Raw genomic sequence first — 23,653 nt, 5'->3', positions numbered from 1 at the left:
TTCTCTGCGTTGCCCGAATCCGCGCAATAAAAAACGCCCCTGGTCCCAAGACCAGGGGCGTTTTTTTGTCAGGCGCGAAGGTTACTTCGCTTTGACACCTTCAAACGAGACGTACAGTTCGACCGCGTCGGAGGTTGGACCCAGGTCTTTCTGCTTGCCGAAGTCCGAACGCTTGATGCTGGTGGTGCCTTCGAAGCCAGCACGGTAGCCGCCCCATGGGTCCTTGCCTTCACCCAGGAAGGTGGCCTTGACCACGACCGGCTTGGTCACGCCCAGCAGGGTCAGGTCACCGGTCACATCGGCGGTTTCCTTGCCATCAGCGTTCTTGCCAGTGGACTTGACGCTGGTGGAAACGAAGGTGGCCTTGCCGAATTTGCTGGCGTTCAGGAAGTCAGCGCTGGCGATGTGCTTGTCGCGCTCGGCGTGGTTGGTGAACACACTGGCGGTATTCACGTTGAACTCGATCTTGCTGGCTTCAGGCTTGGCGGCGTCGAAGCTGAACTTGCCGTCGATGTCCTTGAAGGTACCGGTGATGTAGCTATAGCCCAGGTGGCTGATCTTGAAGTCGACGAAGGCGTGCTGGCCTTCCTTGTCGACGACGTAGTCGGCAGCCATGGCCTGGCCGGCAGACAGCAGGGCAGAACCGATTGCCAGGGCGGCGAGCGTCTTTTTCAACATGCTTTCTATTCCTTTGGAGTCGAGGTTGAACATCAGGCTTGGCGCCCCAGCATTCGCTTGAGGGTCGCGTCACGGTCGATAAAGTGGTGTTTCAATGCTGCCAACGCATGAAGGCCGGAAAAAATGACCAACGCCCATGCCAGGTAGAAATGAATCTCACCGGCGACGTCTGCCTGATCGGGCAGTCCGGACACCAGCGCGGGTACTTCAAACAGGCCAAACACCGGAATCCCGACACCGTCTGCGGTGGAAATCAGGTAACCGGCAATCATCACGGCGAACAACCCGAGATACAGTGCGCTATGGCCAAGCTTGGCGCCGACGCGGGTCAGGCGGCCATAGGTTGGCAGAGTCGGTGGTGGCGGGCTGACAAACCGCCAGATTACCCGCAGCAACATGACCGCCAGCAGCACCAGGCCAATGCTCTTGTGCAGGTCCGGCGCGTCTTTGCGCCAGGTGCTGTAGTAATCCAGGCCGACCATCCACAGGCCCAGGGCGAACAGCCCGTACACCACCAGCGCAACGCCCCAGTGCACAGCGATACTGACCCAGCCATAGCGAGAAGAAGAGTTGCGAAGCTGCATTGCTCATATCCTGTAAAAACTGCGATCAAGACTAGCGAGTTATCTATCGATTTAAAGCGGAAATTTTCGCTTTGAAATATCGAGAAATACGATCATCAGTCTGGAGGGGGTGGGTTAAGGAAAGATTAAAGGGGAAACGGTGGTGATGGCGACCGGTGCAAACAGCGATCGCGTGATTGAAAGGGCCCTATCGCAGCCTGCTCACGGCGCTTTTTTGCCATGAAGCATGTGTGCTGGGCCCTCCCCAGCTCTAATATCCTAGGATAGCCTGACAGTTGATGTACTAATTCACCGAGCACTCGGGCTTGTATGGATCCATCGTGCACTTGTATGCCAACTGCAGATCTCTTTTTGGGATCATCGGAATCCTCAAAGGATCCCGGCATTCGCCATAGACACACCCAGAAAGTACTACCAACGCAACCATCGCTATTAGGATTTTCATAAGCGCTCCAGTTTTTTAGGAGCCTAGAGCCTATGACTGGTGCGCTCTATCACTTCCATCCTGTTAATGGGTGGGAAGTTTCCGATATATCGCCGCAGCGTGTAAGAAGTTAGCGCTCGTTGCACAACGCCGGGCTCTGGGTGACAGCGTCAGTACACGCCTAATGCAGGATAAAAAAAGAGCAGCCCTTGGGCCTTATGCTGCTTACTTAAGAAAAGCGATGAGCCCGTGGCGAGGGAGCTTGCTCCCGCTTGAGTGCGAAGCGCTCACAAAAAGGGGCTGCTGCGCAGCCCAGCGGGAGCAAGCTCCCTCGCCACAATGATTCAGACAAGCCTTGAGCGAACAGTGCTAGACCCTTGAGCCGCGCTTTTCGCCAGGACGACTACTGAACCTTGGTTTCAGTGGTCGTCGCCGGCTTCGCCGCTGGCTTCTTCGCCGGTTCGGTCTTTTTCACCGGGGCCTTGGCCGGGGCTTTTTTTGCCGGGGTCTTGGCTGCCGGTTTCTTCGCCGATGCTTTCTTGGCAGGCTCGGCTTTTACCGGGGCTGCGGCCTTAGGCGCCTCTACCGGCGCAGGTGCCGGCACAGGTGCTGGCGCTGGCGTCGGTGCTGGCGCTACCGGCTCTGGCGCCTTGACCGGCTCCGGCTTCTTGTCGTCATCCGAGCCACCGAACAGGTTGCTGAAGAAGTTGCCCTTCTTCGCCGCCACCGCACCGGCAGCGGCGGCTGTCGCGGCGGGAGCGACCTTGGCCGGTTCGAACGACTTGCCGGCCGCCAGGTCTTCAACCTGGCTGGCAGCCCGCTGGCCGCTGCGCAACGCGCCTTCCAGGGTGCCCGGATACAGGGTGTCGGTGTGTTCGCCGGCAAAGGCTACACGCTGCAACGGTTTTTCCCACAGACGCCAGTACTTGCTGATCTGGCCCGGGCCAAAGGCCAAGTACGCGCCGCCCGTGGACGGGTCGGTGCTGTAGCGGCGGATTTCATAGCCGGTGAACGCGCCACGGGCCTGTGGATAAAACGCGTGCAGACGGATCAGCACCTGATCGACCATCTGCTTGTCGCCGAAGGCCTGCATCACCCGGGCGTTGTCGCCGGACAGATTGATGACCACGTTGGCGCCGCCCTTCATGGCCGGCTCGATCCACATCATGCCCAGGCCGGCGTTGCTGTAGATTTCGCCCGACATGCGTGCCTTGCTGTCCCAGACGGGGGTCTTGAACTTGAGCATGATCTGGTCGCGCCAACCGTAGTTGGTGCCCTTGATCGCGCCTTGATGCTGGGCGTCCAGGGCCGGGGTCAACTGGATCTTGTTCAGCGCCCGCAACGGCACCGCCAGCACCACGTAGTCAGCCTGGTAACCCACGCTGCCGACCTTGACGGTCACGCCATCCTTGTCCTGGGAGATGGCCGACACCGGCGAGTTGGTCTTGATGGTTTTCAGTTGCTTGACGAACGCCTGGGCCAGGGTCGGACTGCCGCCGAGCAGGCGCGAGGCCCGCAGGTCGCGGTCGGACACGCCACGATAGACGCGGTTCTGCTGGGCGAAATACAGCAGCGACAGGCGCGAAGGTTCGTCATAACGGGTGCGAATCTCCTGGTTCACCAACTGACGCGCCGTGGCCGGCAGTTGTAGACGATCGAGCCAGTTGGAGACGGTGATCTGGTCCAGCGCGTGCAACGTGTTATTCGCCGCCGGGTTCTGCGGGTCTTCGATGGAGCGCGCCAGGTCGTCCAGGGTGGTTTCGTAGCGCTTGAGGGCTTCGGCGGTGGCCGGCTGCTTGGTCGCCAGATCGGCGGCGGTGAAGTAGGTGCCGTCGATCAGGTAGCTGGGGGTACGCACGAACTCCGGGGCCGGCGTGGTGCTCAGCTTGAAGGCCGAGACGTATTTGTTCAGCACCGGCTGCGTCTTCTCATTGCCGATCCACTCGCTGGTGGCCATGCCCGAGCGACCGCCCAGGTCCGGCTTGGCTTCCAGCAGCGTCACGGCCCAGCCTTTGTTCTGCAGCTCATAGGCCGCGGTGAGTCCCGCCAGGCCGCCGCCGATGACGATGGCCGTCGGTTGTTTGTCCTTGGCCAGCGCCGAAACGCTGAACAGCCCTATCATCACCAGCGCACAGGCGCGCAGCCAACCAGCAGACATTCAACGAACTCCGGATTAAACGTAGGAAATTTCAGCTTTCGAGCCAGGCGGCTCTCGGTTTTTCGAGCCAGTCGGCTCAGGGAACGGCGAAGAATACGACAGCCATCAAAGCGCCGCCAGCGGCGTCTATCGCCTCGCGCAAAGTCGCGTCAACGACACAATGGGTTGTCCCCAGGGCCGCCATTGCATAGGCTTGCGCGATTGTTTTGCCCGCGCCCGCCGCGAGCCGCCTCGAGGAGACTGTAAATGGGCCTGAATAACCAGTGGATGCAACGCGACCTCGCGGTGCTGTGGCATCCCTGCACCCAGATGAAAGACCACGAACAGCTGCCGCTGATCCCCATCAAGCGTGGTGAAGGCGTGTGGCTGGAAGATTTCGAAGGCAAGCGCTACCTCGATGCCGTCAGTTCCTGGTGGGTCAACGTGTTCGGCCACGCCAACCCGCGCATCAACCAGCGCATCAAGGACCAGGTCGATCAGTTGGAGCATGTGATCCTGGCCGGCTTCAGCCATCAGCCCGTGATCGAACTGTCCGAGCGCCTGGTGAAGATGACGCCCGAGGGCCTGACCCGGTGCTTCTATGCCGATAACGGCTCGTCCTGCATCGAAGTGGCGATGAAGATGAGCTTCCACTACTGGATCAATCGCGGCCGGCCGGACAAGAAACGCTTCGTCACCCTGAGCAACAGCTACCACGGCGAAACCATCGCGGCGATGTCAGTGGGCGATGTGCCGTTGTTCACTGAAACCTACAAAGCGTTGCTGCTGGACACGATCAAGGTGCCGAGCCCCGACTGCTACCACCGCCCCGAAGGCATGGGCTGGGAAGAACATTCGCGCAACCTGTTCGCCGCCATGGAGCAGACCCTGGCCGAGCACCACGACACGGTGGCGGCGGTGATCGTCGAGCCACTGATCCAGGGTGCCGGCGGCATGCGCATGTACCACCCGGTGTACCTGAAGTTATTGCGCGAGGCATGCGACCGCTATGGCGTGCACCTGATCCATGACGAAATCGCCGTCGGCTTTGGCCGCACCGGGACAATGTTCGCTTGTGAGCAGGCCGGTATCACACCGGATTTTCTCTGTCTGTCCAAGGCCCTGACCGGCGGCTACCTGCCGCTGGCGGCGTGCGTGACCACCGACGAGGTCTACAGCGCGTTCTACGACGACTACCCGACCCTGCGCGCCTTCCTGCACTCCCACAGCTACACCGGCAACCCGCTGGCCTGCGCGGCGGCCCTGGCGACGCTGGACATCTTCGAAGAAGACAACGTCATCGAAAACAACCAGGCCCTGGCCCAGCGCATGGCCAGCGCCACCGCGCACCTGGCCGATCACCCGAACGTCGCCGAAGTGCGCCAGACCGGCATGGTGCTGGCCATCGAGATGGTCAAGGACAAGGCCAGCAAAACCGCGTATCCGTGGCAGGAACGGCGTGGCCTGGCGGTGTTCCAGCATGCCCTGGAGCGCGGTGCATTGTTGCGGCCGTTGGGTAGCGTGGTGTATTTCCTGCCGCCGTATGTCATCACCCCCGAGCAGATCGACTTCCTCGCCGAAGTGGCCAGTGAAGGCATCGACATCGCCACCCGGGACAAGGTCAGCGTGGCGGTGCCGAAGGACTTTCACCCGGGCTATCGCGATCCGGGCTGACGACACGTTTCTCTGTGGCGAGGGAGCTTGCTCCCGCTGGGCTGCGAAGCGGCCCTAAAGAAGAGCGGGCGCTGCGCACCCGAGCGGGAGCAAGCTCCCTCGCCAAAAAAGCTCCCCTGCAGCAATGTCGAATTCAGATTCAATAGAGAACAAAACATGAGACTGTCCCGCTTCTTCATCGACGCCCCCCTGAGCCTCGGCGACCACGAACTGCCTGAAGCCCAGGCCCACTACATCGGTCGGGTGCTGCGCATGGCCGAGGGCGATGCGGTGCAAGTGTTCGATGGCTCCGGCCAGGAGTTTCGCGGCACGTTGGCCGAAGTCGGCAAAAAGCGCGTGCGGGTGCAGTTGGACGAGCAGTTCGCCGGACAACTTGAATCGCCGTTGCGTATCCACCTCGGCCAGGGCCTGTCCCGGGGCGAGCGCATGGATTGGGCGATCCAGAAAGCCACGGAGCTGGGGGTCAGCGAGATCACGCCGATTTTCAGCGAACGTTGCGAAGTGCGCCTCAAGGACGAGCGCGCCGACAAGCGCCTGCTGCACTGGCGCCAGGTGGCGATCAGCGCTTGCGAGCAGTGCGGGCGCTCGACCGTGCCGGTGATCCATCCACCGCTGCTGCTGGCTGACTGGTTGAAGCAGGCCGAAGCCGAACTGAAGCTGGTGCTGCACCCGGTGGCCGAACCGCTGGTCAGTCATGAAAAACCGTCGACCCTGGCCTTCCTGATCGGTCCCGAAGGCGGGTTGTCGGATGCCGAGGTCGAGCAGGCCAAGACCGCCGGCTACCAGGCCGCCCGCCTCGGCCCCCGCGTGCTGCGCACCGAAACCGCGCCGGTGGTGGCCCTGGCCGTGGCGCAGCAGTTGTGGGGGGATTTCTGAAGTCTGATACCCCCTGTGGGAGCGAGCTTGCTCGCGATGGCGGTGGGCCAGTCAACATCGATGCTGACTGATCCGACGCTATCGCGAGCAAGCTCGCTCCCACATTGAATCCAGGTTGCTCAGGGGTTAGAGCACATAAAACAGAATCGCCACGAAGTGCAGCAGGCTGCCGGCGATCACGAACAGGTGCCAGATGCCGTGGGCGTGGCGCAGACGGTGGTCAAGGGCGAAAAAGATGATGCCCACGGTGTACAACACGCCGCCCGAGGCCAGCCAGGCAAACCCGGTGCTGCCCAGGGCCGCCAACAACGGTTTGACCGCCACCAGCACGATCCAGCCCATCACGGCGTAGATCACGATCGACAGGATCCGCGCTTCGGAACGCGGCTTGATTTCCTGCAAGATCCCGATCACCGCCAGCCCCCAGACGATCCCGAACAACGTCCAGCCCCACGGCCCGCGCAGGGTCACCAGGCAGAACGGGGTATAGCTGCCGGCGATCAACAGGTAGATCGAAAAGTGATCGACCTTCTGCATGATTTCTTTTTTGCGCCCGCGCACGCTGTGATAAACCGTCGAAGCGCTGTACAGCACCAACAAGGTGAACCCGTAGATCGCCACGCTGACGATCTTCCACGGATCGCCCGCCATCCCGGCGATCACCAGCAACCACACCGCGCCGATAAACGCCGCCACCGCGCCCACCAGGTGCGTCCAGGCGTTGAGTCGTTCCCCGTGATACATCCAATACCACCTCACACTTAGAAACAGGTGCCCAGGCTCAGGCTTGGCGCTGCAAAGTGCAATGCTTTGCTGCTACCCCTCTGAACCCACCACTGATTAACTCCTCCAAAAAGAGTCGATTGGGGCACAATCAAACCATACGAATAAGAGTCCGCCCCATGCTGATCGACGAAGAATTGACCCTGAAGAAACTGGAGGTGTTCCTGGCCTTCATGCGCACCGGTAACCTGGCGCGGGCGGCGGCCGAGTTGCAGACCAGCAACGTCAGTGTGCACCGGGCCATTCACTCGCTGGAAAGCGCCCTGCGCTGCCCATTGTTCAAGCACGAAGGGCGCAACCTCACACCGCTGGAAAGCGCTTACGTGCTGGAAGAACGGGCGCAGAAGCTGATCCAGGACGTGGTCGACAGCGTGCGCCTGACCCGTGAGGCCGCCGGTTTCTCCGCCGAGCGCTTCAAGCTCGGCTCGCTGTATTCGCTGACGGTCAAGACCGTGCCGCAGTTGATCATGGGCCTGAAGATCCGCCGCAGCGAACTCAATATCGACCTGATCATGGGCTCCAACATCGACTTGCTGTACAAGCTCAAGAACATGGAGGTCGATGCGATCCTGGTGTCCCTGGACGACAGCGTCAACGACCCGGACTGCGAGCAGATTGCGCTGTTTTCCGATGACATCTTCCTCGCCACGCCAGCCGACTCACCCTTTGCCCAGCGCAGCGAAGTCGACCTGGCCGAGGTCCGCGACGAGACATTCATCACCTTGACCCAGGGTTTTGCCACACATCAGGACGGGATTCGGGTATTCAAGCAGGCGGGGTTCGAACCGAAGGTGGCGATGCAGGTCAACGACATCTTCACCCTGCTGAGCATGGTCAGCTCCGGGGTGGGTTATGCGTTGCTGCCCGGCCGGATCGCGGCGGTGTATGAAAACCGGGTGAAACTGATCCCGTTGCAGGAAAAGTACCGGTTGCAGCAGCACATCGGCGTGGTGTTCCTCAAGGCCAAGGAGCGTGATCCGAACCTGCTGGCGCTGTTGGCCGAGTGCCGGATGTATGCCAATCGCCAGGCCTGAAATCGTGCTGCCCCCATCGCGAGCAAGCTCGCTCCCACAAGGTTCGTGGCATACCCAGAATCCAGGTTCACCCCGATCCACTGTGGGAGCGAGCTTGCTCGCGATGGCATCGGCCCACTCAGAGCCGATCCGGAGGCTTAACCAACAATCCCGCGAACAATGAAGTACAACAACGAAGGCCCCAGCAAGCACCCCAACCCGGTGTGGAAGGTCGCCGTCAACGCGCCGTACGGCACCAGCCGCCGGTCCGTCGCGGCCAGGCCGGCCGTCACGCCACTCACCGTCCCGGCCAAGCCACCGAATACCATGGCCGAGCGCGGGTTATCCAGGCCCATCCAGCGCGCCGCCATGGGGGTGCCGACCATTACGATGATCGCCTTGATCAAGCCGGTGGCAATCGACAACGCCATCACATCGGACGTGGCGCCAATCGCGGCCCCGGTCACGGGCCCGACGATGTAGGTCACCGCACCCGCGCCGATGGTGGTCATGCTCACCGCGTCGCGATAACCGAACAACCAAGCGATGCTCGCACCGACGATGAACGGCAGGATCGTGCCCAGCAGCAACGCGATGACGCCAATCATCCCGGCCTTCTTCGCCTCGGTGGCCTGCACTTCGAAGGCCGTGGCAACGATGGCGAAGTCACGCAACATGGCCCCGCCCATCAAACCGATACCGGAGAACAGGGACAAGTCCGCCAGACCTTTTTGCCCGCCAGTCATGGTGCCGCCCACCCAGGCCAGCACCAGGCCGATGACAATGGCGATCGCCGAACCGTGGATCCGTCCATAGGTCAGGCGCTTGGACAACACCACCGATACCCACATGATCACGCCCACGAACGCGAACGCCGTGATCAGACCGTTATGCTCCAGGCCTTTCTCGATGAGATCCCACATATCAGCGACCTCCTGCTGGCGTGCCCAGCGGGGTCAGTTCCGCCGGCTCATCGGGCAATGGCTCGCCTTTGTGGGTCCGGCTGATCAGCGCAATGGTGCAACCACAGAGCACCACCGAACCGATGGCCGCCAACACCGCCACCGGGCCACCGTGCAGGGCCGTGACCACGTTCTGCTGCGCGGCCATCGCCACCACCACCGGAATGTACATGGCGCCCCAGAAGGCCACGCCCATCTCACAGTCCTTGGTCATGCCGCCGCGTTTTTGCATCCACAACCGTGCGCAGATCAGCAGGATCATGGCAATGCCGACCCCGCCCACGTTGGATTTGACGCCCAGCAACACGCCGAGCATGTCGCCCAGGATCACCCCTGTCAGCGTACAGATCGCCAACAGCGCCACACCGTAAATAATCATTGTCGTAGTCCTCAAAGTGCATCGTCGAAGTTGTTGTTTTTGTGCTTCGTCAGCTTGAGTCGGTGGTCTAGGGTTGGCGGTTTCCCTCCTCACGCAACAGCGCCTGCAAGGTATCGAGCCGGGCACCGTCGAAGGCAATGACGGTGCCCTGCTCGAACACCCGGCGCGCCAGCCCGGTGAGTACCGCGCCGGGTGGCAGTTCGATCTGTAGCCGCACGCCACGCTCGTAGGCGCTTTGCACGGTGCCGCGCCAATCGACGACGCGGCACATGTTGAACGCCAGGTCGTCGCGCAGGGCCTCAGTGCTGATCACCGGCCGGGCGCGGCTGCCGCTGAGATAGCCCAGTGTGGGGGCTTTCAACGGCACCTCGGCAAACGCCTGGGCCAATGTCCGCGCCGGAGCCTCCAGCAACGGGCAATGGGACGGCACGCTCACCGCCAGCCGACAGGCTTTGCCAGCCCCTTGGCGCCGAGCCTTTTCGGCGACCAGGCCCATGGCTTCGTCGCTGCCGGCAATGACCACTTGGTTGTCGGCGTTGATATTGGCCAGGTAGACCGGCGTTGTTTCACCGTGCACCTGCTCCAGCAAGGCTTCCACTGTCGCCAGATCCAGGCCGATGATCGCGCTCATGCCGTAGCCTTGCGGATACGCCCGTTGCATCAATTCGCCACGCAGGCTGACCAGCCGCAGCGCATCCTCGAAGCCCAGCGCCCCGGCAACGACCGCCGCCGGATACGCACCGATGGACAGCCCTGCCACATAATCCGGCGTGGGGGCTTGTTCCAGCAATCTGCGGGCCGCTGCCACGCCGGCGATCAGCAGGCACAGCTGCACGGCGCGGGTCGATTGCAACGCCTCGGCGCTGTCCAGTCGCAAGACGTCTTCACCGAGCACATCCCCTGCCTCGTCCAGGATCAGCGGCGCCAGCCCATGGAGCATGCCCACGCGCTGCGCACCCTGGCCGGGAAAGACGAAGAGGCTGCTCACGCGACCTGCTCCACGCAAGGCTGCCAAGGATCGCTCACCAGCCGGGCCTGAACATCGTCCTTGAGCAAGACCCGAGGCGACGAACCCGCCCATTCCCGCAGGGCCACGGCGCCGCGAGGCGTTTGCAACTGCATGTCCACGGCGCATACCGAAGCATCCAGTAGCGCCAGCAAATCCCTGGCCTGGAGACGATCCAGACAGTGCGGTGTGCGCAGAATCAAATCCAGGTCACTGCGTTCATGCAGGGCCTCGACACCGCTGGCGAGTTCGAACCCGGCGCTGCCGCTGACGCCCCAGGTCCAGCCACTGCCATCGAGCAGCGGGCGCAGCCGGGCCAGGGCGTGCAGGGCCGGCAGATCGCGCGGCGACTCGACCTGGCACAGGTCCTCCGGGCGCACCCGGCGCTGGATCGCAGCCATCGGCATCGACGTGGCGTAACGCTGCGCCCTGGAGCGACCGCGCACGCCCACCGCGACATCCCCGGGCAAGGTCAACGCCCGGCGCACCACCACCGGTTGGCCGAGGCCGAGGCTCTCGACGGCCCAGCGTGGCGCATCCGCCGGCAAGTGCTCCGGCGTCATTCCCCAGAGCAGGTCATGGGCCAGGAACCCGTTCACCACTGCGCGCTCAACAATTGGCGAACCGTGCTGGAGGCGGCCCGATGGGTCGCACCGAGGCGGCTGCGCAAGTCGCGAGGCGCATTGGCGACATCGTTGATCGCTTGTTGCAGGCAGTCAGTCACCCGAGCCAGATCGCTCGCGCAGGGCTGCTCGATCTGCTCCACCGACAAGGTTTCCCACAGCAGGCCCAGGCTGGCAAAACTGTCGATGTCATAGGCCATCGGCGGCACGCTGGCGGCCAAGGCTTCAAGCTCTTCGACACTGCGCAAGGTCACCCGCGCCGCCGAGGCCTTGCCCATGGCGTGGACCATCACGCCCGGGTCGCGCAGGGCAATCAGCCGGTTGGCCTGGTAGCCGTGGGCCAGGAACGCCCCCGACATCGCCTTGCCCACCAGCAAGCCAATCACCGGATGCCCGGCCAGCCGCGCACGGGCATAGCTGTCCGCCGCACCGGCCAAGGCCTGATGAATGCCCAGGGCTTCTTCACGCCGGCCATAGGCCTGGCTCGGTACATCGACAATCGCGATCAACGCACGCTTGTGGGCGGCATCGCGGTCGGCATCGATGGCGTCATCCACCGCCTTGGCCAGGCCCCAGCCTTCCAGCAAGCCGACTTCGCCGTTGCGCGCCCGGGGGAAACGGTTGTCGGGATCGGCCACCACCGCCAGCAGGCGCGCGGTTTGCTCGCCCAGGCGGACATCGGCGACCTTCAACGAAGCAGGCAAACCTTGTACCGCGCTGGCATCGCCACTCAAGGCTTCGAACCAGCGCAAGCCTCTCAATGAATAGGCACTCATGGGCGTTCTCCCTGATACAACTGACGAACCGCTGCCGGTTCGATTTGCACATCAGTGTCCAAGCGCGCCAAGCGCTGCAGGAACAGTTCGGCCTGGCCGCTACGGTGTTGCACGGGCACGCCCAGGTGCAGCAATTGGCTGACCTGTTGGCGGATCTGCGTCACATCGTCGGCCGCATAACGATCCACCAGTCCCGTGGCGAAACGCTGCTCGCCGCCCGTCAGGCTCCAGATGAATGGCCGGTCACGGGAGTCGTATTCGTCGAGGCCGGCTTCCTGTTCGATCACTTGCGGACCGTTCAGGCCCAGCCGCGCTTCCCGGGTCACCAGCAGATAACTGCACAGCCCGGCGGCGATGGACATGCCGCCAAAGCAACCGACGCTGCCGGCCACCACGCCCACCACGGGCTGGTACTGACGCAAATCGACAATCGCCGAATGAATCTCGGCAATCGCCGCAAGCCCCAGGTTGGCCTCCTGCAACCGCACGCCACCGGTTTCCAGCAGCAGCACGGCGCGGGTCGGAATGCCTTTGCGGTTGTCTTCGGCGGCCAGTTCCAACGCCCCGGCAATCTTCGCCCCGCCGACTTCGCCGAGGCTGCCACCCTGGAACGCACCTTCAATGGCGGCGATCACCACGGGCAGGCCATCGAGCGAGCCTTTGGCGATCACCACGCCGTCGTCGCTTTGCGGCACCACGCCCTGACGCAACAACCACGGCGACATGACCCGCTGGAACGGGTCGAGCAATTCACGGAAAGTGCCGTCATCGAGCAAGGCCTGGGCCCGCTGCCGGGCGCCGAGTTCGACGAAGCTGTGCTTGTTGAGCAACGCTGCGCTGTCAGTCATGGCCGATCTCCTCGAAACCTTGCTCCAGGCGCAGACGCACCACGCCAGGGGTGGCGCCGAAATCATGGATGTCGATGGACAGGGCCGGTGGCGTCTGGCCGTCGAACATGCGGGCGAACAGATGTTGCCAGCGTTGCTCGCTGCCATTGACCGAGGTCTGCACCTGGATGGTCAGCTTGCCCGCCAGGCCAGGTTCGATCAGCACTTCCAGGTCGCCCGAGCCGACGCAGCCCACCAGCGCCCGGCCCCGTGGCGGCTGCCCGGCGGGGAATTCAAAGGATAGGGTTTCCATCAGCACACTCCAGGGAAGAGGCCATCGCCACGCTCGATACGATCGAGGAACAGGCAGGCGGCGAGCAGGTCGGCAGCGCCGCCGGGCGAGGCGTTCAAGGCAATCAGTTGTTGGTCCAGCGCGTGCAATTGGCGCCGACCGCCCAGGCTCGCACTGCCACCGGCATCGAGCACCGCTCTGGCGCCTTGTTGCATGGCCTGCAAACCCGGCTCGCCAGCGCGGTAGAGCACGCAGGTGTCGGCCAGGGTGGTCATGATCGCCAGCAAGGCATCGAGCCGGGCGTTCTGCTCGCCCGCCCCTGCCGCGCGGCTGCGCTTGAGTTGCGGCAGGCCCAGGCCAGTCACCGCCGGAAACGCCAGTTGCGCTTCTTCCCGGGCACCGCGCACGCCGTAGCGCTGGGCGACCTGGGCGCCATGGCTCAAGGGGCGAGGCGCATAACGGTCGTTGAGCAAGGCCAGGCGGGCGGCGCGCAAAGTAACGGCGCTGGCGACACTGGATTCAGGTTCCAGCGCCGCTGCAGCGACCAACAGGCCCAAGGCCCAGATCGCGCCACGATGGGTGTTTACCCCGCCCGTGGTGGCAAGCATCGCCGCTTCCCCCTCACGGCCGATCCGCCCCAGGGCTTCGCGCAACGGCAGGCCGATTTCGCCGCATTCCAGGGCGGCCTCGGCCATTTCCTTGAACGCCGGCCACAGCGACAGCGCCGAAGCATGCATCAGGCCCAGGTGCAGGTCGGTGTGGGCGCCATTGCCGCGACGGTCCACCAAGGCCGGTTTAGGTGACAGGTCGGCTTCGTCGATCAGCGCATCCACTGCCATGTCCGCCAGACGTTCGGCCAAGGACAGTTTTTTCGGTTGCAGGTTGAAGGCGTGCATTTACCAGCTCCTGAACTTGGCGGGTGGGTTGTAGAGGCCACCGGACCATTCCACCAGATCGGCCACGCTCTTGGCCGCGAGCAACTCGCGGGTGGCGTCGGTGCGACGGATGCCGAGGTCTTCGGGCAAGGCGATCAGCCCTTCGCGGCGCATGCGCGCGGTGTCTTTCGGGTTGTGGCGCAAGCCGATGGCAGTGACCCCGGCCACGGCGGCGATCATCGCCTGGCGTTCTTCCAGGGAACGAGCCTTGTACAGGTAGGCGATGCCCTCTTCGGTCAGCAGGTGGGTGACGTCGTCGCCGTAGATCATGATCGGCGCCAGGGGCATGCCGGCTTTCTTCGCCACGTCCACCGCATCGAGGGTCTCGACGAAGGTCGGTTTGCCGCCCTCCTGGAACGTCTCGACCATCTGCACCACCAGCTTCTTGCCGCGTTCGAGCAACGGCGCCTCGCCATCGCCATGGCGCATGTCGAGCCAGGCCGGCGTGCCATGACGGCGACCGCGGGGGTCGTGGCCCATGTTCGGCGCACCACCGAAGCCGGCCAAGCGGCCGCGGGTCACGGTGGAGGAATGGCCGTCGCCGTCCACTTGCAGGGTGGCGCCGATGAACAGGTCCACCGCGTACTGCCCGGCCAGTTGGCAAACCATGCGATTGGAACGCAGGGAGCCGTCGTGGCCGGTGAAGAACACGTCGGGGCGAGCGGCGATGTAGTTTTCCATGCCCAACTCGGTGCCGAAGCAATGCACGCTTTCGACCCAGCCGCTTTCGATGGCCGGGATCAGGGTTGGGTGGGGATTGAGGGTCCAGTTGCGGCAGATCTTGCCCTTCAAACCGAGGGATTCGCCGTAGGTCGGCAGGATCAATTCGATGGCGGCAGTGTTGAAACCGATGCCGTGATTGAGGGACTGGACGTTGTGTTTTTCGTAGATCCCGCGGATCGCCATCATCGCCATCAACACATGCACAGGCTTGATGTGGCGCGGGTCGCGGGTGAACAGCGGCTCGATGTAGAACGGCTTGTCGGCCACCACCACGAAGTCCACCCAGGACGCCGGAATGTCCACTCGCGGCAGGTCGCTGACGTCATCCACCAACTGGTTGACCTGGACAATGACAATCCCGTCGCTGAAAGCCGCCGGCTCGATCAGCGCCGGGGTGTCTTCGGTGCTGGGGCCGGTGTAGATGTTGCCGGCGCGGTCGGCCATGAAACCGGCCGAGAGCACCACGTTGGGAATCAGGTCCACCACCAGCCGGGCATAGAGTTCGATGTAGGTGTGGATCGCACCGATTTCCAGCAGGCCATCTTCCAGCAACTGGCTGATGCGCAGGCTCTGGGTACCGGCGAAGGAGAAATCGAGCTTGCGGGCAATGCCGCGCTCGAACAGGTCCAGGTGCTCGGAACGGCCGACGCTGGGCATGATCATGTGCAAATCATTCAGCTTGCTCGGGTCAGCCTTGGCCAGGGAGCGCGAGAGGAAGTCCGCCTGCTTCTGGTTGTTACCCTCCAGCACCACACGGTCGCCGGGCAGGATCAACGCCTCCAGCGCCGCGACGATCTTGTCGGTGGGCAACACCACACCGTCGGCAAGCCCCTTCACCAGCCCGAGACGCCGCTGCTTTTCGCTGCGCCGCCGCGTCCAGCGCGAGTCGGGGGATATTGTTGTTGTCATGACCACTCCACGGGTTCGCTGTCGTGGGGGTTACCTTAGGAGTGTTGTGGCGAGGGCATCAATCAAGCTCAGCGGCGGATCGTTACGGTTGGAGTAATGGTGGGAAAAACGGACCCAGTCCCCTGTGGGAGCGAGCTTGCTCGCGATGACGGCGGATCAGTCAACGCTGAGCCGGCTGACACTCCGCTATCGCGAGCAAGCTCGCTCCCACAAGTATTGCGTTTGGCTTTGGATTTTGTGGCGGCCAGCAGGGATCAACTCATACCCATCAATTGCCGGACCCGTTCGAGCAGCTCTACCGCACTCTCAATCAGTTGGGTAAGAAGCGCGTCATCTTCATCCATGTAGCCCTCGTACTCGGCAAGGTTGCGCCGCTCATGGCATAGGGCGAATAGCCGGACCTGCACTTTAGTGACATCCGCCGTATGAACCAGACACTGAAAGACCAGATAACGCTTGTCCGAACGATAGCCGCTCAAACGTAACGCCGTAAGGGCGGCGGCATGGGCGGCGTTGTACGCCAAGTCGAATCGACTGGCAAACGAAAGAGACACTGTTTGCGCATCTGTCAGGCGGTCCATTGCAGAACGCATCAAGCCCTCACATTCCTGGCGATCAGGCGGTTCTGCCTTGAGGCTGCCGCTACGTAACAGATTTTCCAGGCTTTCCTGCTTGCCCATCCTTGGACTCCAAAGGGTCTTCACCCAACAAGTTGATCTTGTCCTGCTGCGCTACCCGAACCACGAAGCTGTTACCCGCCGCAAATTTTGCGGCCCAGTCCTGGGGCGTGTAGAGCGTAGGGTTAAGAGGACGGCCCAGTTGCTCTTCCAGAGGCATAAGCCGCTCCATCACTTCACTGTAGTGCAGGCCTTCGCCGATCAGCATGAGATCTATGTCACTGGATGCGTTCGCCTGGCCTTTGGCGATGGAACCGTAGACGAATGCCCAGCTCAACTGCCTGGAAAACGGCTGCAAGGCTTGGCGCAAAGGTTCCGCTATACCCATGGTTTTTTGAACGATGCCCAACAGTTCCGCGTAAATCGGGCAGTTCACATTGGCTTGGTAATGGGTTTGATTGCCCTGGCGAGTCATCATCAAGATCCCTGAGTTTTGCAAACGCTCCAACTCCCGCATCAGACTGCCCTTACCGACTTGAGCCCAGCGAGCAATTTCATTGGCATAGAAACTTTGATCCGGTTTACCGAACAACAGGCCCAGGACCCGTTGCTGAGTGGCCGTGAACAAGGCATCGCTTAGAGAGAGGTGATTCATGGAAAAGGCCACAAGTCCCAAAAAGGGAACGATAGGTCCCTTTTTGGGACTTATCAAGTTGGAAGTGGCGTTAAACGTAAGCGTCTGGACTTTTGTGGAGCGGGCTTGCTCGCGATGAGGGTGGATCAGTCAACACTGAGCCGGCTGACACTCCGCTATCGCGAGCAAGCTCGCTCCCACATGGGCCCTGCATAGGCTTCAGGATTTGTGCTGCTGAACCAATCCGGCCGCCACCACCAACTCCTCCAACGCCAACAAATCCGGCACTTTCGCCACATGTTCCCCCACCTGCACCGCCGCCTGCTCCAACCCGCACAGCGGCACGTCGACATAGCTCAACTGACTGTCGAGCTTGCAGGAGCGGGGAATGCCTTGCACCAGCAATGCGATGAAGCGCAGCTCCGGCCGGCCGCCCAGGGCGTTGAGGATGACGATGCGTGCTCGCTCGCCGATCACGGTTTTCTGGCCGCAGGCCGATTCGAAGCTCAGCAGCGGGATTTGCCGTTCGCGCCAGCTCACCCACCCCAGGAACCACGGCGGGGTGTCCATATCGAAGGCACTGCTCTGGTAGTCGATCAGTTCGGCCACCGCCACGTTGGGCAGGATCAGGTGGCGGTCGGCCAGGGGCAGCAGCAGGCCGGTGAGGTGGCTGGCGCGTGAGTGATGCAGGTCATGCATGGGTTCTGCTCCAGTAGGCGATGCTGTCGAGCAGCACCGATTCCTGGTACGGCTTGCCCAGGTAGTCGTTGACACCGATGGCCATGGCGCGGTCGCGGTGTTTCTGGCCCGTGCGGGAGGTGATCATGATGATCGGCAAATGCGCCAGGCGTGGGTCGTTGCGCACTTGCGTGGCCACTTCGAAGCCGTCCATGCGCGGCATCTCGATGTCCAGCAGCATCAGGTCAGGCGCGTGCTCGGACAGCAGCGCCATGGCGTCCACGCCGTCCTTGGCGGTCAGGACGTGCATGCCATGGCGCTCCAGCAGGCGGCTGGTGACCTTGCGCACCGTCACCGAGTCGTCCACCACCAGCACCAGCAGTGGCCGTTGCGGTTCGCCCTCGCCTTCCGCCGGCACCTGGCGGCGCGGGACTTGATGGGGCAAGGCGCGGATCGGCGCCAGCAGGTCGAGAATCAGCACCACTCGGCCATCCCCCAGGATCGTCGCCCCGGACAGACCCTGCACCGCCGAGAACTGCGGGCCAAGGCTCTTGACCACGATCTCCCGGGTCCCGGCGATAGCGTCCACCTGCACGGCGACGTGCCGCTCGTTGCACTGCACCAGCAGCACCGGCAACGGCTGGCTCTGGCCCAGCAGCTTCGGCCGGGCGCCAGTTTTCAGCAGCTCGCCCAGGTAGCACAGTTCATAGCGTTGCCCGGCGTAGGTGTAGGTCGGCGGGTCGAGTTGGTAATGGCCGTCCAGTTCGGCCGGCAACACCCGGACAATGCTTTCGATGGCGTTCAACGGGATCGCGTACTGGTCTTCGTGACAATGCACCATCAACGCCCGGTTCACCGCCACGGTAAACGGCAGGCGAATGCGGAAATGCACGCCCTGCCCCGGCGTGGAATCGATGGTCATGCTGCCGCCCAACTGCCGCACCTCTTCGTGGACCACGTCCATGCCCACGCCACGCCCGGAGATCTGGGTGATTTTTTCCGCTGTGGAAAACCCCGGCTGCAGGATGAACTGCAGCACGTCGCGGTCGCTGATATCGCTGTCCGGCGCCAGCAGGCCCCGCTTGATCGCCTTGCTCCGCACCGCCTCCAGCGGCACGCCGGCACCGTCGTCGCGGATGTCGAAAATGATGTCGCCGCCTTCCCGCGACAGGTCGAGGCTGATGCGCCCTCGCGCCGGCTTGCCAGCGGCGAGGCGCACGTCGGCCGGTTCCAGGCCGTGGTCGACGGCGTTGCGCAGCATGTGTTCCAGGGGCGCGGCCATACGCTCCAGGACGTTACGGTCCATCTCGCCGTCGGCATTGCCCACCACGAATTCCACGTCCTTGCCCAGTTCCTGCGCCACTTGCCGGACGATGCGCTTGAGCCGCGGCAGCATGCGCTCGAACGGCACCATGCGCGTGCGCATCAGGCCTTCCTGGAGCTCGGTATTGATCCGCCCCTGCTGTTGCAGCAGGAGTTCGGCATCGTGATTGCTGCGATCCAGGGTTTCCTTGAGCTCGAGCAAGTCCGAGGCAGACTCGAACAGCGCCCGGGACAGTTGCTGCAACTGGGAATGCCGATCCATCTCCAGCGGGTCGAACTCTTCGTAGCCCAGGCGCTCGGCCTCCACCTGTTGACGACTGAGAATCCGTCCCTGGGTCTCGGTATCCAGGCGCCGCAACTGGTCGCGCATGCGCTCGATGGTGGTTTCCATTTCGCCCAGGGCCACGTGTGCGTCGTTGACCTGCTGTTCGATGCGCCCACGGAAAATCGAGGTTTCCCCCGCCAGGTTCACCAGGTCGTCGAGCAGCTCGGCGGAGACCTTGACCATGTCCGCACCGTCGCCCGCTGCACTGGGGTCTTGTCTGGCGGGCGCCGCGGGCGGACTTGCGATGGGGGGCGTGATCGGCTCCGGCGCCGGGGCAGCCTGGGCCACCGCACTTGCCTGGGGATGATTCACCGCCTGGATCTGCGCGATCAGCCGATCGGCCAGCGGACACGGATGGCCGGCGCGCACCGCATCGAGCATCTGCGCCAGTCGGTCATGACTGCTTTGCAGCAAGGCGAACAGCGCCGGGGTCGGCTGGAGCAGGCCCGCCGACAGGCCTTCATAGAGGTTTTCCAGCTCGTGGGCCAAATCGCCGATAGGGACGATTTCCACCATCCGCGCACCGCCCTTGAGGGTGTGCAAATCCCGCAGCAGGGTCTCCACGGCCTGGCGATTCGACGGTTCTTCCTGCCAGCGCAGCAACGCCGCGCCTGAGCTGTCGAGAATGTCGAAACCTTCTTCAAGGAAGATTTCCAGCAACTCGGGATCATGGCCGGCACCGTCGGCCTGGGCCGCTGCGCTCGTCTCGATGGCGTTCGGCTTGTCCTGGCGGAACCTTCGGATAGAGTCGATCAGTGCAACGGGATCGCCCAACGGTTGGCCCTGTTGCAACTGCCCGAGCAACAGGTCGAGGCGTTCGTGGCTGCTGCCGAGCAGTTGCGCCAGTTCCTCGCTGTAGCTGTAGCGCCGGTCCACCAGCCCTTCGTAAAGGTTTTCCAGCTCCTGGGCCAGGTCGCTCACCGGCCGGATGTCGGCCATCCGCGCGCCGCCCTTGAGGGTGTGCAAGTCACGTTGCAGCGAGGACAGCGGCGCACCGTTATCCGGATCGGCCAACCAGCGTTGCAAGGCCTGGGCGGCACTTTCGAGGATGTCCTGGGCCTCTTCGAGGAAAATCGATGCGAGGTCATCTTCCACCGAGGTTTCGGCGGGCGCGTCGCGTTCCATTTCCGCCGTCGCGTGGCCCAGTTCGCGGATACTCAGCGTGCGGCTGCCGTCGCTGCGGATCAGGCCAGTGGCCGACGGGTCGAGGCTCTCCTGAAGCAGGCGACGCAGGGCCGCTACCCGCTCCGGCTGCGGACGCACGTGCTGCCCGGCCGCCAGTTGATCGAGCATGTCGATCAGCGCTTCATGGGCGAGCTGCGCCTGCCGGAAAAATTCATCGCTGACCGCCAGGCTGCTTTCTTCCACCGCGCCGTAGAGGTCCAGCAAGGCTTCGCAGAGTTCGTCCACCGGGTGCAGATCGGCCAGGTGCGCGCCTTCGCCGAGGGTGGTCAGCTCATCCAGCAGTGCACTCAGTTCCTGGCCTTCACCGGGGTGCTGCTGCCAGCGCTGCAAGAGGCTTTCGGCGTCCAGCAGGATGTCCATGCCCTGGGCGAGGAAGTTGTTGATCAGTTGTGGATCGCGCTTAGTCCGTAGTGCTTTGTCCGGCGCACTGTTGGCGGCGTGCAGACGCTCGGCCAGCAGGGTCTGGGCACGCTGGATCAGATCCTCGGCGTCGGGGATCGGCGCCAGCGGCTCGCTGTGCAACTGGCGCAGGCCGCGGCGCAGCAACCCTTCGGCCTCCAGCAGCAATTCCACCTCATCCAGGTCGAGGGCAATCAGGTGCGCCCGGTACTCCCGGGCCAGCTCATCCATCGCACCGGCCAGCTCGGCGATGGGCAGGACGCCGGCCATCGAAGCGCTGCCCTTGAGGGTGTGCAAGGCCCGCTGCAATTCATCGCTGGCCTGCAATGGCAGGTGGTCGGCCGCCTGGTCGAGAAAACGATTGAGGCTGGCGAGGTGGCCCTGGGCTTCGTTGTCGAAGATCTTCAACAACAGCGGATCGAGAGCGGCCACGTCCTGCTCGTCGTCTTCGTCGTCTTCATCGCCGCCCTTGGCCAGGGCATGGGCGCGGGCGGCCAGGCGGTCGACGTCATCGCGCTGGCGTTGCCGATTGGCCGCGAATTCGGCCACCAGGGCCGGCAACAACTGCACCGTGTCTTCGATCAACTGACGGACCGACGCCTGCGGTTCGACGCTGCGCTCCAGCACCCGGTTGAGCAGGTTTTCCACAGCCCAGGCCAGTTCACCCAGCACCAGCGCCCGCACCATCCGACCACTGCCCTTGAGGGTGTGGAAGGCCCGGCGCAGTTCGCTCAGGGCGCCGTGGTCGTCGGGATGCGCACTCCAGCGCGGCAAGTATTCGCGCAGAACGTCGAGCACCTCGGCGGTTTCCTCGAGGAAGACCTCGCGCAACTCGTCGTCCACCGGGCTCTCGTCCCGTGGTGGGGGCAACAGGCTGCCCGGGGTGCTCCTGGCCGGCGGATTGACCGCCGAGACCGGGCTGGCCAGCACCTGTGCCAAGGACTGCACCGTCTGCGGGTCATCCAGCTCCTGCAGGTCCTGCATGACCTGGGCTTCGTTGGGACTCAACACATCGTCAAGCACCGGCACCCGCGCTTCATCAGGGTAATAACCGAGCGCGGCCAGGCTCCGTTCGACCCCATCGAGCAAGGGCTCGCCAGGGGTTTCCGGGTCCTCGCTCAAGCGCTCCAGGTAGTATTCGAGACCGGTGATCACGTCGGCCAAATGGTCGAGTTCTTCCCAGCCCGGCTGGGCCTGCTCCAGCAACAGATGGTCGCGGATGAACGCATTGCAGGACTCCACCAGGCTGGCGGCACGGCTCAGGGGGATCATCGCCAGCGCACCGCGCACCTGGGTCAGCAGCGCCGGCAACGGTTGCAGCTGCTCGCTGTTCCAGTCCGCGTCGATGTAGTCGACGATCATATCCTTGGCCTGTTGCAGGCAGGTGTGGGTTTCCTTGATGACGATCTGGTGGATCTGGGTCAGGTCGGTGGTGGGCAGGTGCGTGTCTTCGCGGCTCTCGGGCTCGACGGTGCCGACCATGCCGGCCAGGGTCGCCTCGACATAGAGCAAGGCCCCGGCAACGTCCATGAGGGTCGCGTCATCCGGCTCGCGCTGGCCCTGGGCGAGGCTCAGCACCACCGCCAGCTGATCGATGATGACCTTGCGCGGCTGGCCGAAACCCAGCACCGCCAAGGTGTCGGCGATCTGCCGCAACGGCGCCAGCAGGCTGTCCAGTTCCGAGGCGTGCTGGCGATCGCTGCGCACGAACAGGTCCAGGCGCTCCTTGACCCGTACCAACTCCTCGCACAGCGCGGCGAGCACCGAGCGCATGGCATCGCGGTCGGGCCCGGCCAGGCGCGCGCGTTCTTCGTCGACCATGGCGCTGTCGGGCAGCGCGTCGTCCAGTGAGTAGCGTTCTTTCATGATCTGCATCTGCCCGCTGGGATGTTCGGCCTTGGCAATATAGAACAACAAGCTCTTGAGCAGGTGGGGCGGTGCCGGCTGATTGATGCCGGGCATGCCTTGGTCCAGCAGACGCTTGAGTTCCTTGTCGGCTTCCTTGAACAGGCTGCGCAGCGCCGGGCTGTTGGCGATGCGTCCGTCACGCATGCCTTCGACCAGCGCTGAGGCCACCTGCCATAAGGCATTGAGCGGCGCCCCGGCACACAACGTTTCCAGGCGCTGGAAAACCTTGGCCAGGTAACCGAGGTGGGTCGCGTCATCCTGTTCGCGCAGCAGGCCCACCAGGGCCATTTGCAGGGTCTGGCGCCATTTGCGCAAGGTGTTCGGCAGGTCAGCGGGTTCGAGGCGCTGCAAGGCTTCGTCGCTGAGCGGCGCAATATCGGGCAACTCGGGACTGAACAGGCTGGTTTCCGACAACAGGCTCTCGCCCCGGGCACTGCGCAGGTCGTTGATCAAGGGCAATACCACCAGCGGCAGGTCACGGCGAGCGCCTTGTATGCGGTCCAGGTAGATCGGCAACTGCCCCAGGGCCTGGCTCAACAGACTGATGGCTTCGTCGCGATGGATGACGCGGTTGTCCTGCAGGGCGGCGCACAGTTGCTCCATCTCTTCGGCCAGCAACGCCGCACCGTAGAACTCGACCATCTGCAGGCCGCCGTGGACCTGGTGAATGCCGGCCAGGCATTGCCCGAGGGCGTCCGACGCCTGGGGATCGTCCACCAGGCGGTTGAGGGCCAGATGGGCCTGCTTCAGCGTTTCGGCAATCTCGCCCTTGACCCATTCCAGGGCCACGTAGTCGTGCCGATCACCCATAACCACTCCAATCAGGAGAACACAACACGCCTGTGAAGAAGAGATTTACCTGTGGGAGCAAAGCTTGCTCGCGACGCAAACACCTCGGTTTCCGAGGTACAGCGCTACCTTCATCGCGGGCAAGCCTTGCTCCCACAGAAACCTCCTCGCCACAAAAAGCCTTTTCCAACAGG

20 protein-coding genes are annotated in these 23,653 nt (G+C 63.3%); 3 read left to right on the top strand and 17 right to left on the bottom strand.

The features are described from left to right. Positions 1-81: 81 nt before the first annotated feature. The 3 genes from J4E53_RS11295 to J4E53_RS11285 all read right to left on the bottom strand — a co-directional run bounded on the left by J4E53_RS11295 (position 82) and on the right by J4E53_RS11285 (position 3,844). A complete protein-coding gene (locus J4E53_RS11295; RefSeq protein ID WP_025215936.1) occupies positions 82-678 on the bottom strand; it encodes a YceI family protein in 597 nt (198 codons plus the stop codon). Positions 679-710: 32 nt separating this feature from the next. Further along, positions 711-1,262, bottom strand: a complete 552-nt coding sequence (locus tag J4E53_RS11290) for a cytochrome b (protein ID WP_060740229.1) — start codon at positions 1,260-1,262, stop codon at positions 711-713. 827 nt (positions 1,263-2,089) lie between these two features. Continuing rightward, the gene (locus J4E53_RS11285) at positions 2,090-3,844 is read right to left on the bottom strand and encodes a flavin monoamine oxidase family protein (protein ID WP_103308869.1); all 1,755 of its coding nucleotides are present in this window, start codon (positions 3,842-3,844) and stop codon (positions 2,090-2,092) included. Between the two features lie 246 nt (positions 3,845-4,090). Here J4E53_RS11285 and J4E53_RS11280 point away from each other — a divergent pair, with 246 nt between their 5' ends. Then, positions 4,091-5,497 (top strand): adenosylmethionine--8-amino-7-oxononanoate transaminase, encoded by a 1,407-nt coding sequence (locus tag J4E53_RS11280; protein WP_092177031.1) that lies wholly within the window; start codon positions 4,091-4,093, stop codon positions 5,495-5,497. A gap of 156 nt (positions 5,498-5,653) precedes the next feature. Then, positions 5,654-6,373: a 16S rRNA (uracil(1498)-N(3))-methyltransferase gene (locus tag J4E53_RS11275; protein ID WP_060740226.1), complete on the top strand. Its 720-nt coding sequence runs from the start codon at positions 5,654-5,656 to the stop codon at positions 6,371-6,373. A gap of 126 nt (positions 6,374-6,499) precedes the next feature. Here J4E53_RS11275 and trhA read toward each other — a convergent pair whose 3' ends face one another. Beyond that, positions 6,500-7,117: a PAQR family membrane homeostasis protein TrhA gene (trhA, locus tag J4E53_RS11270; protein WP_060740225.1), complete on the bottom strand. Its 618-nt coding sequence runs from the start codon at positions 7,115-7,117 to the stop codon at positions 6,500-6,502. 158 nt (positions 7,118-7,275) lie between these two features. Here trhA and J4E53_RS11265 point away from each other — a divergent pair, with 158 nt between their 5' ends. Continuing rightward, complete coding sequence (locus tag J4E53_RS11265) at positions 7,276-8,190, top strand: LysR substrate-binding domain-containing protein (protein ID WP_060740224.1); 915 nt, start codon at positions 7,276-7,278, stop codon at positions 8,188-8,190. 137 nt (positions 8,191-8,327) lie between these two features. On the opposite strand, the gene madM is transcribed toward J4E53_RS11265, so the two are convergent. The 13 genes from madM to J4E53_RS11200 form a co-directional block, all read right to left on the bottom strand. Beyond that, complete coding sequence (gene madM, locus J4E53_RS11260) at positions 8,328-9,092, bottom strand: malonate transporter subunit MadM (protein ID WP_060740223.1); 765 nt, start codon at positions 9,090-9,092, stop codon at positions 8,328-8,330. A gap of 1 nt (position 9,093) precedes the next feature. Next, entirely contained in the window at positions 9,094-9,510 is a 417-nt protein-coding gene (gene madL, locus J4E53_RS11255) for a malonate transporter subunit MadL (protein ID WP_060740222.1), read from the bottom strand. Between the two features lie 67 nt (positions 9,511-9,577). Beyond that, complete coding sequence (gene mdcH / locus J4E53_RS11250; RefSeq protein WP_103308870.1) at positions 9,578-10,498, bottom strand: malonate decarboxylase subunit epsilon; 921 nt, start codon at positions 10,496-10,498, stop codon at positions 9,578-9,580. Beyond that, positions 10,495-11,118, bottom strand: coding sequence for a malonate decarboxylase holo-ACP synthase (locus tag J4E53_RS11245; RefSeq protein WP_177431710.1), 624 nt, complete (start codon positions 11,116-11,118; stop codon positions 10,495-10,497). The genes mdcH and J4E53_RS11245 overlap by 4 nt, the downstream gene beginning before the upstream one ends. Next, positions 11,112-11,915: a biotin-independent malonate decarboxylase subunit gamma gene (gene mdcE, locus J4E53_RS11240; RefSeq protein ID WP_060740219.1), complete on the bottom strand. Its 804-nt coding sequence runs from the start codon at positions 11,913-11,915 to the stop codon at positions 11,112-11,114. The genes J4E53_RS11245 and mdcE overlap by 7 nt, the downstream gene beginning before the upstream one ends. Beyond that, a complete protein-coding gene (locus J4E53_RS11235; protein ID WP_103308871.1) occupies positions 11,912-12,763 on the bottom strand; it encodes a biotin-independent malonate decarboxylase subunit beta in 852 nt (283 codons plus the stop codon). Before J4E53_RS11235 ends, mdcE begins: the two co-directional genes overlap by 4 nt. Further along, entirely contained in the window at positions 12,756-13,055 is a 300-nt protein-coding gene (locus J4E53_RS11230) for a malonate decarboxylase subunit delta (protein WP_003206454.1), read from the bottom strand. The genes J4E53_RS11235 and J4E53_RS11230 overlap by 8 nt, the downstream gene beginning before the upstream one ends. Continuing rightward, complete coding sequence (locus tag J4E53_RS11225; RefSeq protein WP_060740217.1) at positions 13,055-13,930, bottom strand: triphosphoribosyl-dephospho-CoA synthase; 876 nt, start codon at positions 13,928-13,930, stop codon at positions 13,055-13,057. Before J4E53_RS11225 ends, J4E53_RS11230 begins: the two co-directional genes overlap by 1 nt. Continuing rightward, positions 13,931-15,601, bottom strand: coding sequence for a malonate decarboxylase subunit alpha (mdcA, locus tag J4E53_RS11220; protein ID WP_103308872.1), 1,671 nt, complete (start codon positions 15,599-15,601; stop codon positions 13,931-13,933). Between the two features lie 254 nt (positions 15,602-15,855). Next, positions 15,856-16,281 carry a hypothetical protein gene (locus J4E53_RS11215; protein ID WP_103308874.1) on the bottom strand — a complete coding sequence of 142 codons (426 nt, stop codon included), beginning with the start codon at positions 16,279-16,281 and terminating at the stop codon, positions 15,856-15,858. Next, positions 16,244-16,873 (bottom strand): nucleotidyltransferase domain-containing protein, encoded by a 630-nt coding sequence (locus J4E53_RS11210; protein WP_103308875.1) that lies wholly within the window; start codon positions 16,871-16,873, stop codon positions 16,244-16,246. Before J4E53_RS11210 ends, J4E53_RS11215 begins: the two co-directional genes overlap by 38 nt. A gap of 198 nt (positions 16,874-17,071) precedes the next feature. Further along, entirely contained in the window at positions 17,072-17,551 is a 480-nt protein-coding gene (locus J4E53_RS11205; RefSeq protein WP_060740215.1) for a chemotaxis protein CheW, read from the bottom strand. Further along, positions 17,544-23,480 carry an Hpt domain-containing protein gene (locus J4E53_RS11200; RefSeq protein ID WP_103308876.1) on the bottom strand — a complete coding sequence of 1,979 codons (5,937 nt, stop codon included), beginning with the start codon at positions 23,478-23,480 and terminating at the stop codon, positions 17,544-17,546. Before J4E53_RS11200 ends, J4E53_RS11205 begins: the two co-directional genes overlap by 8 nt. Between the last annotated feature and the right edge of the window lie 173 nt (positions 23,481-23,653).

The organism is Pseudomonas sp. FW305-28, assembly GCF_017351395.1.
GTDB lineage: Bacteria > Pseudomonadota > Gammaproteobacteria > Pseudomonadales > Pseudomonadaceae > Aquipseudomonas > Aquipseudomonas fluorescens_AA.
Note: the sequence above shows the minus strand (reverse complement) of the source record. Positions and strands in the feature narration are given on the sequence as shown.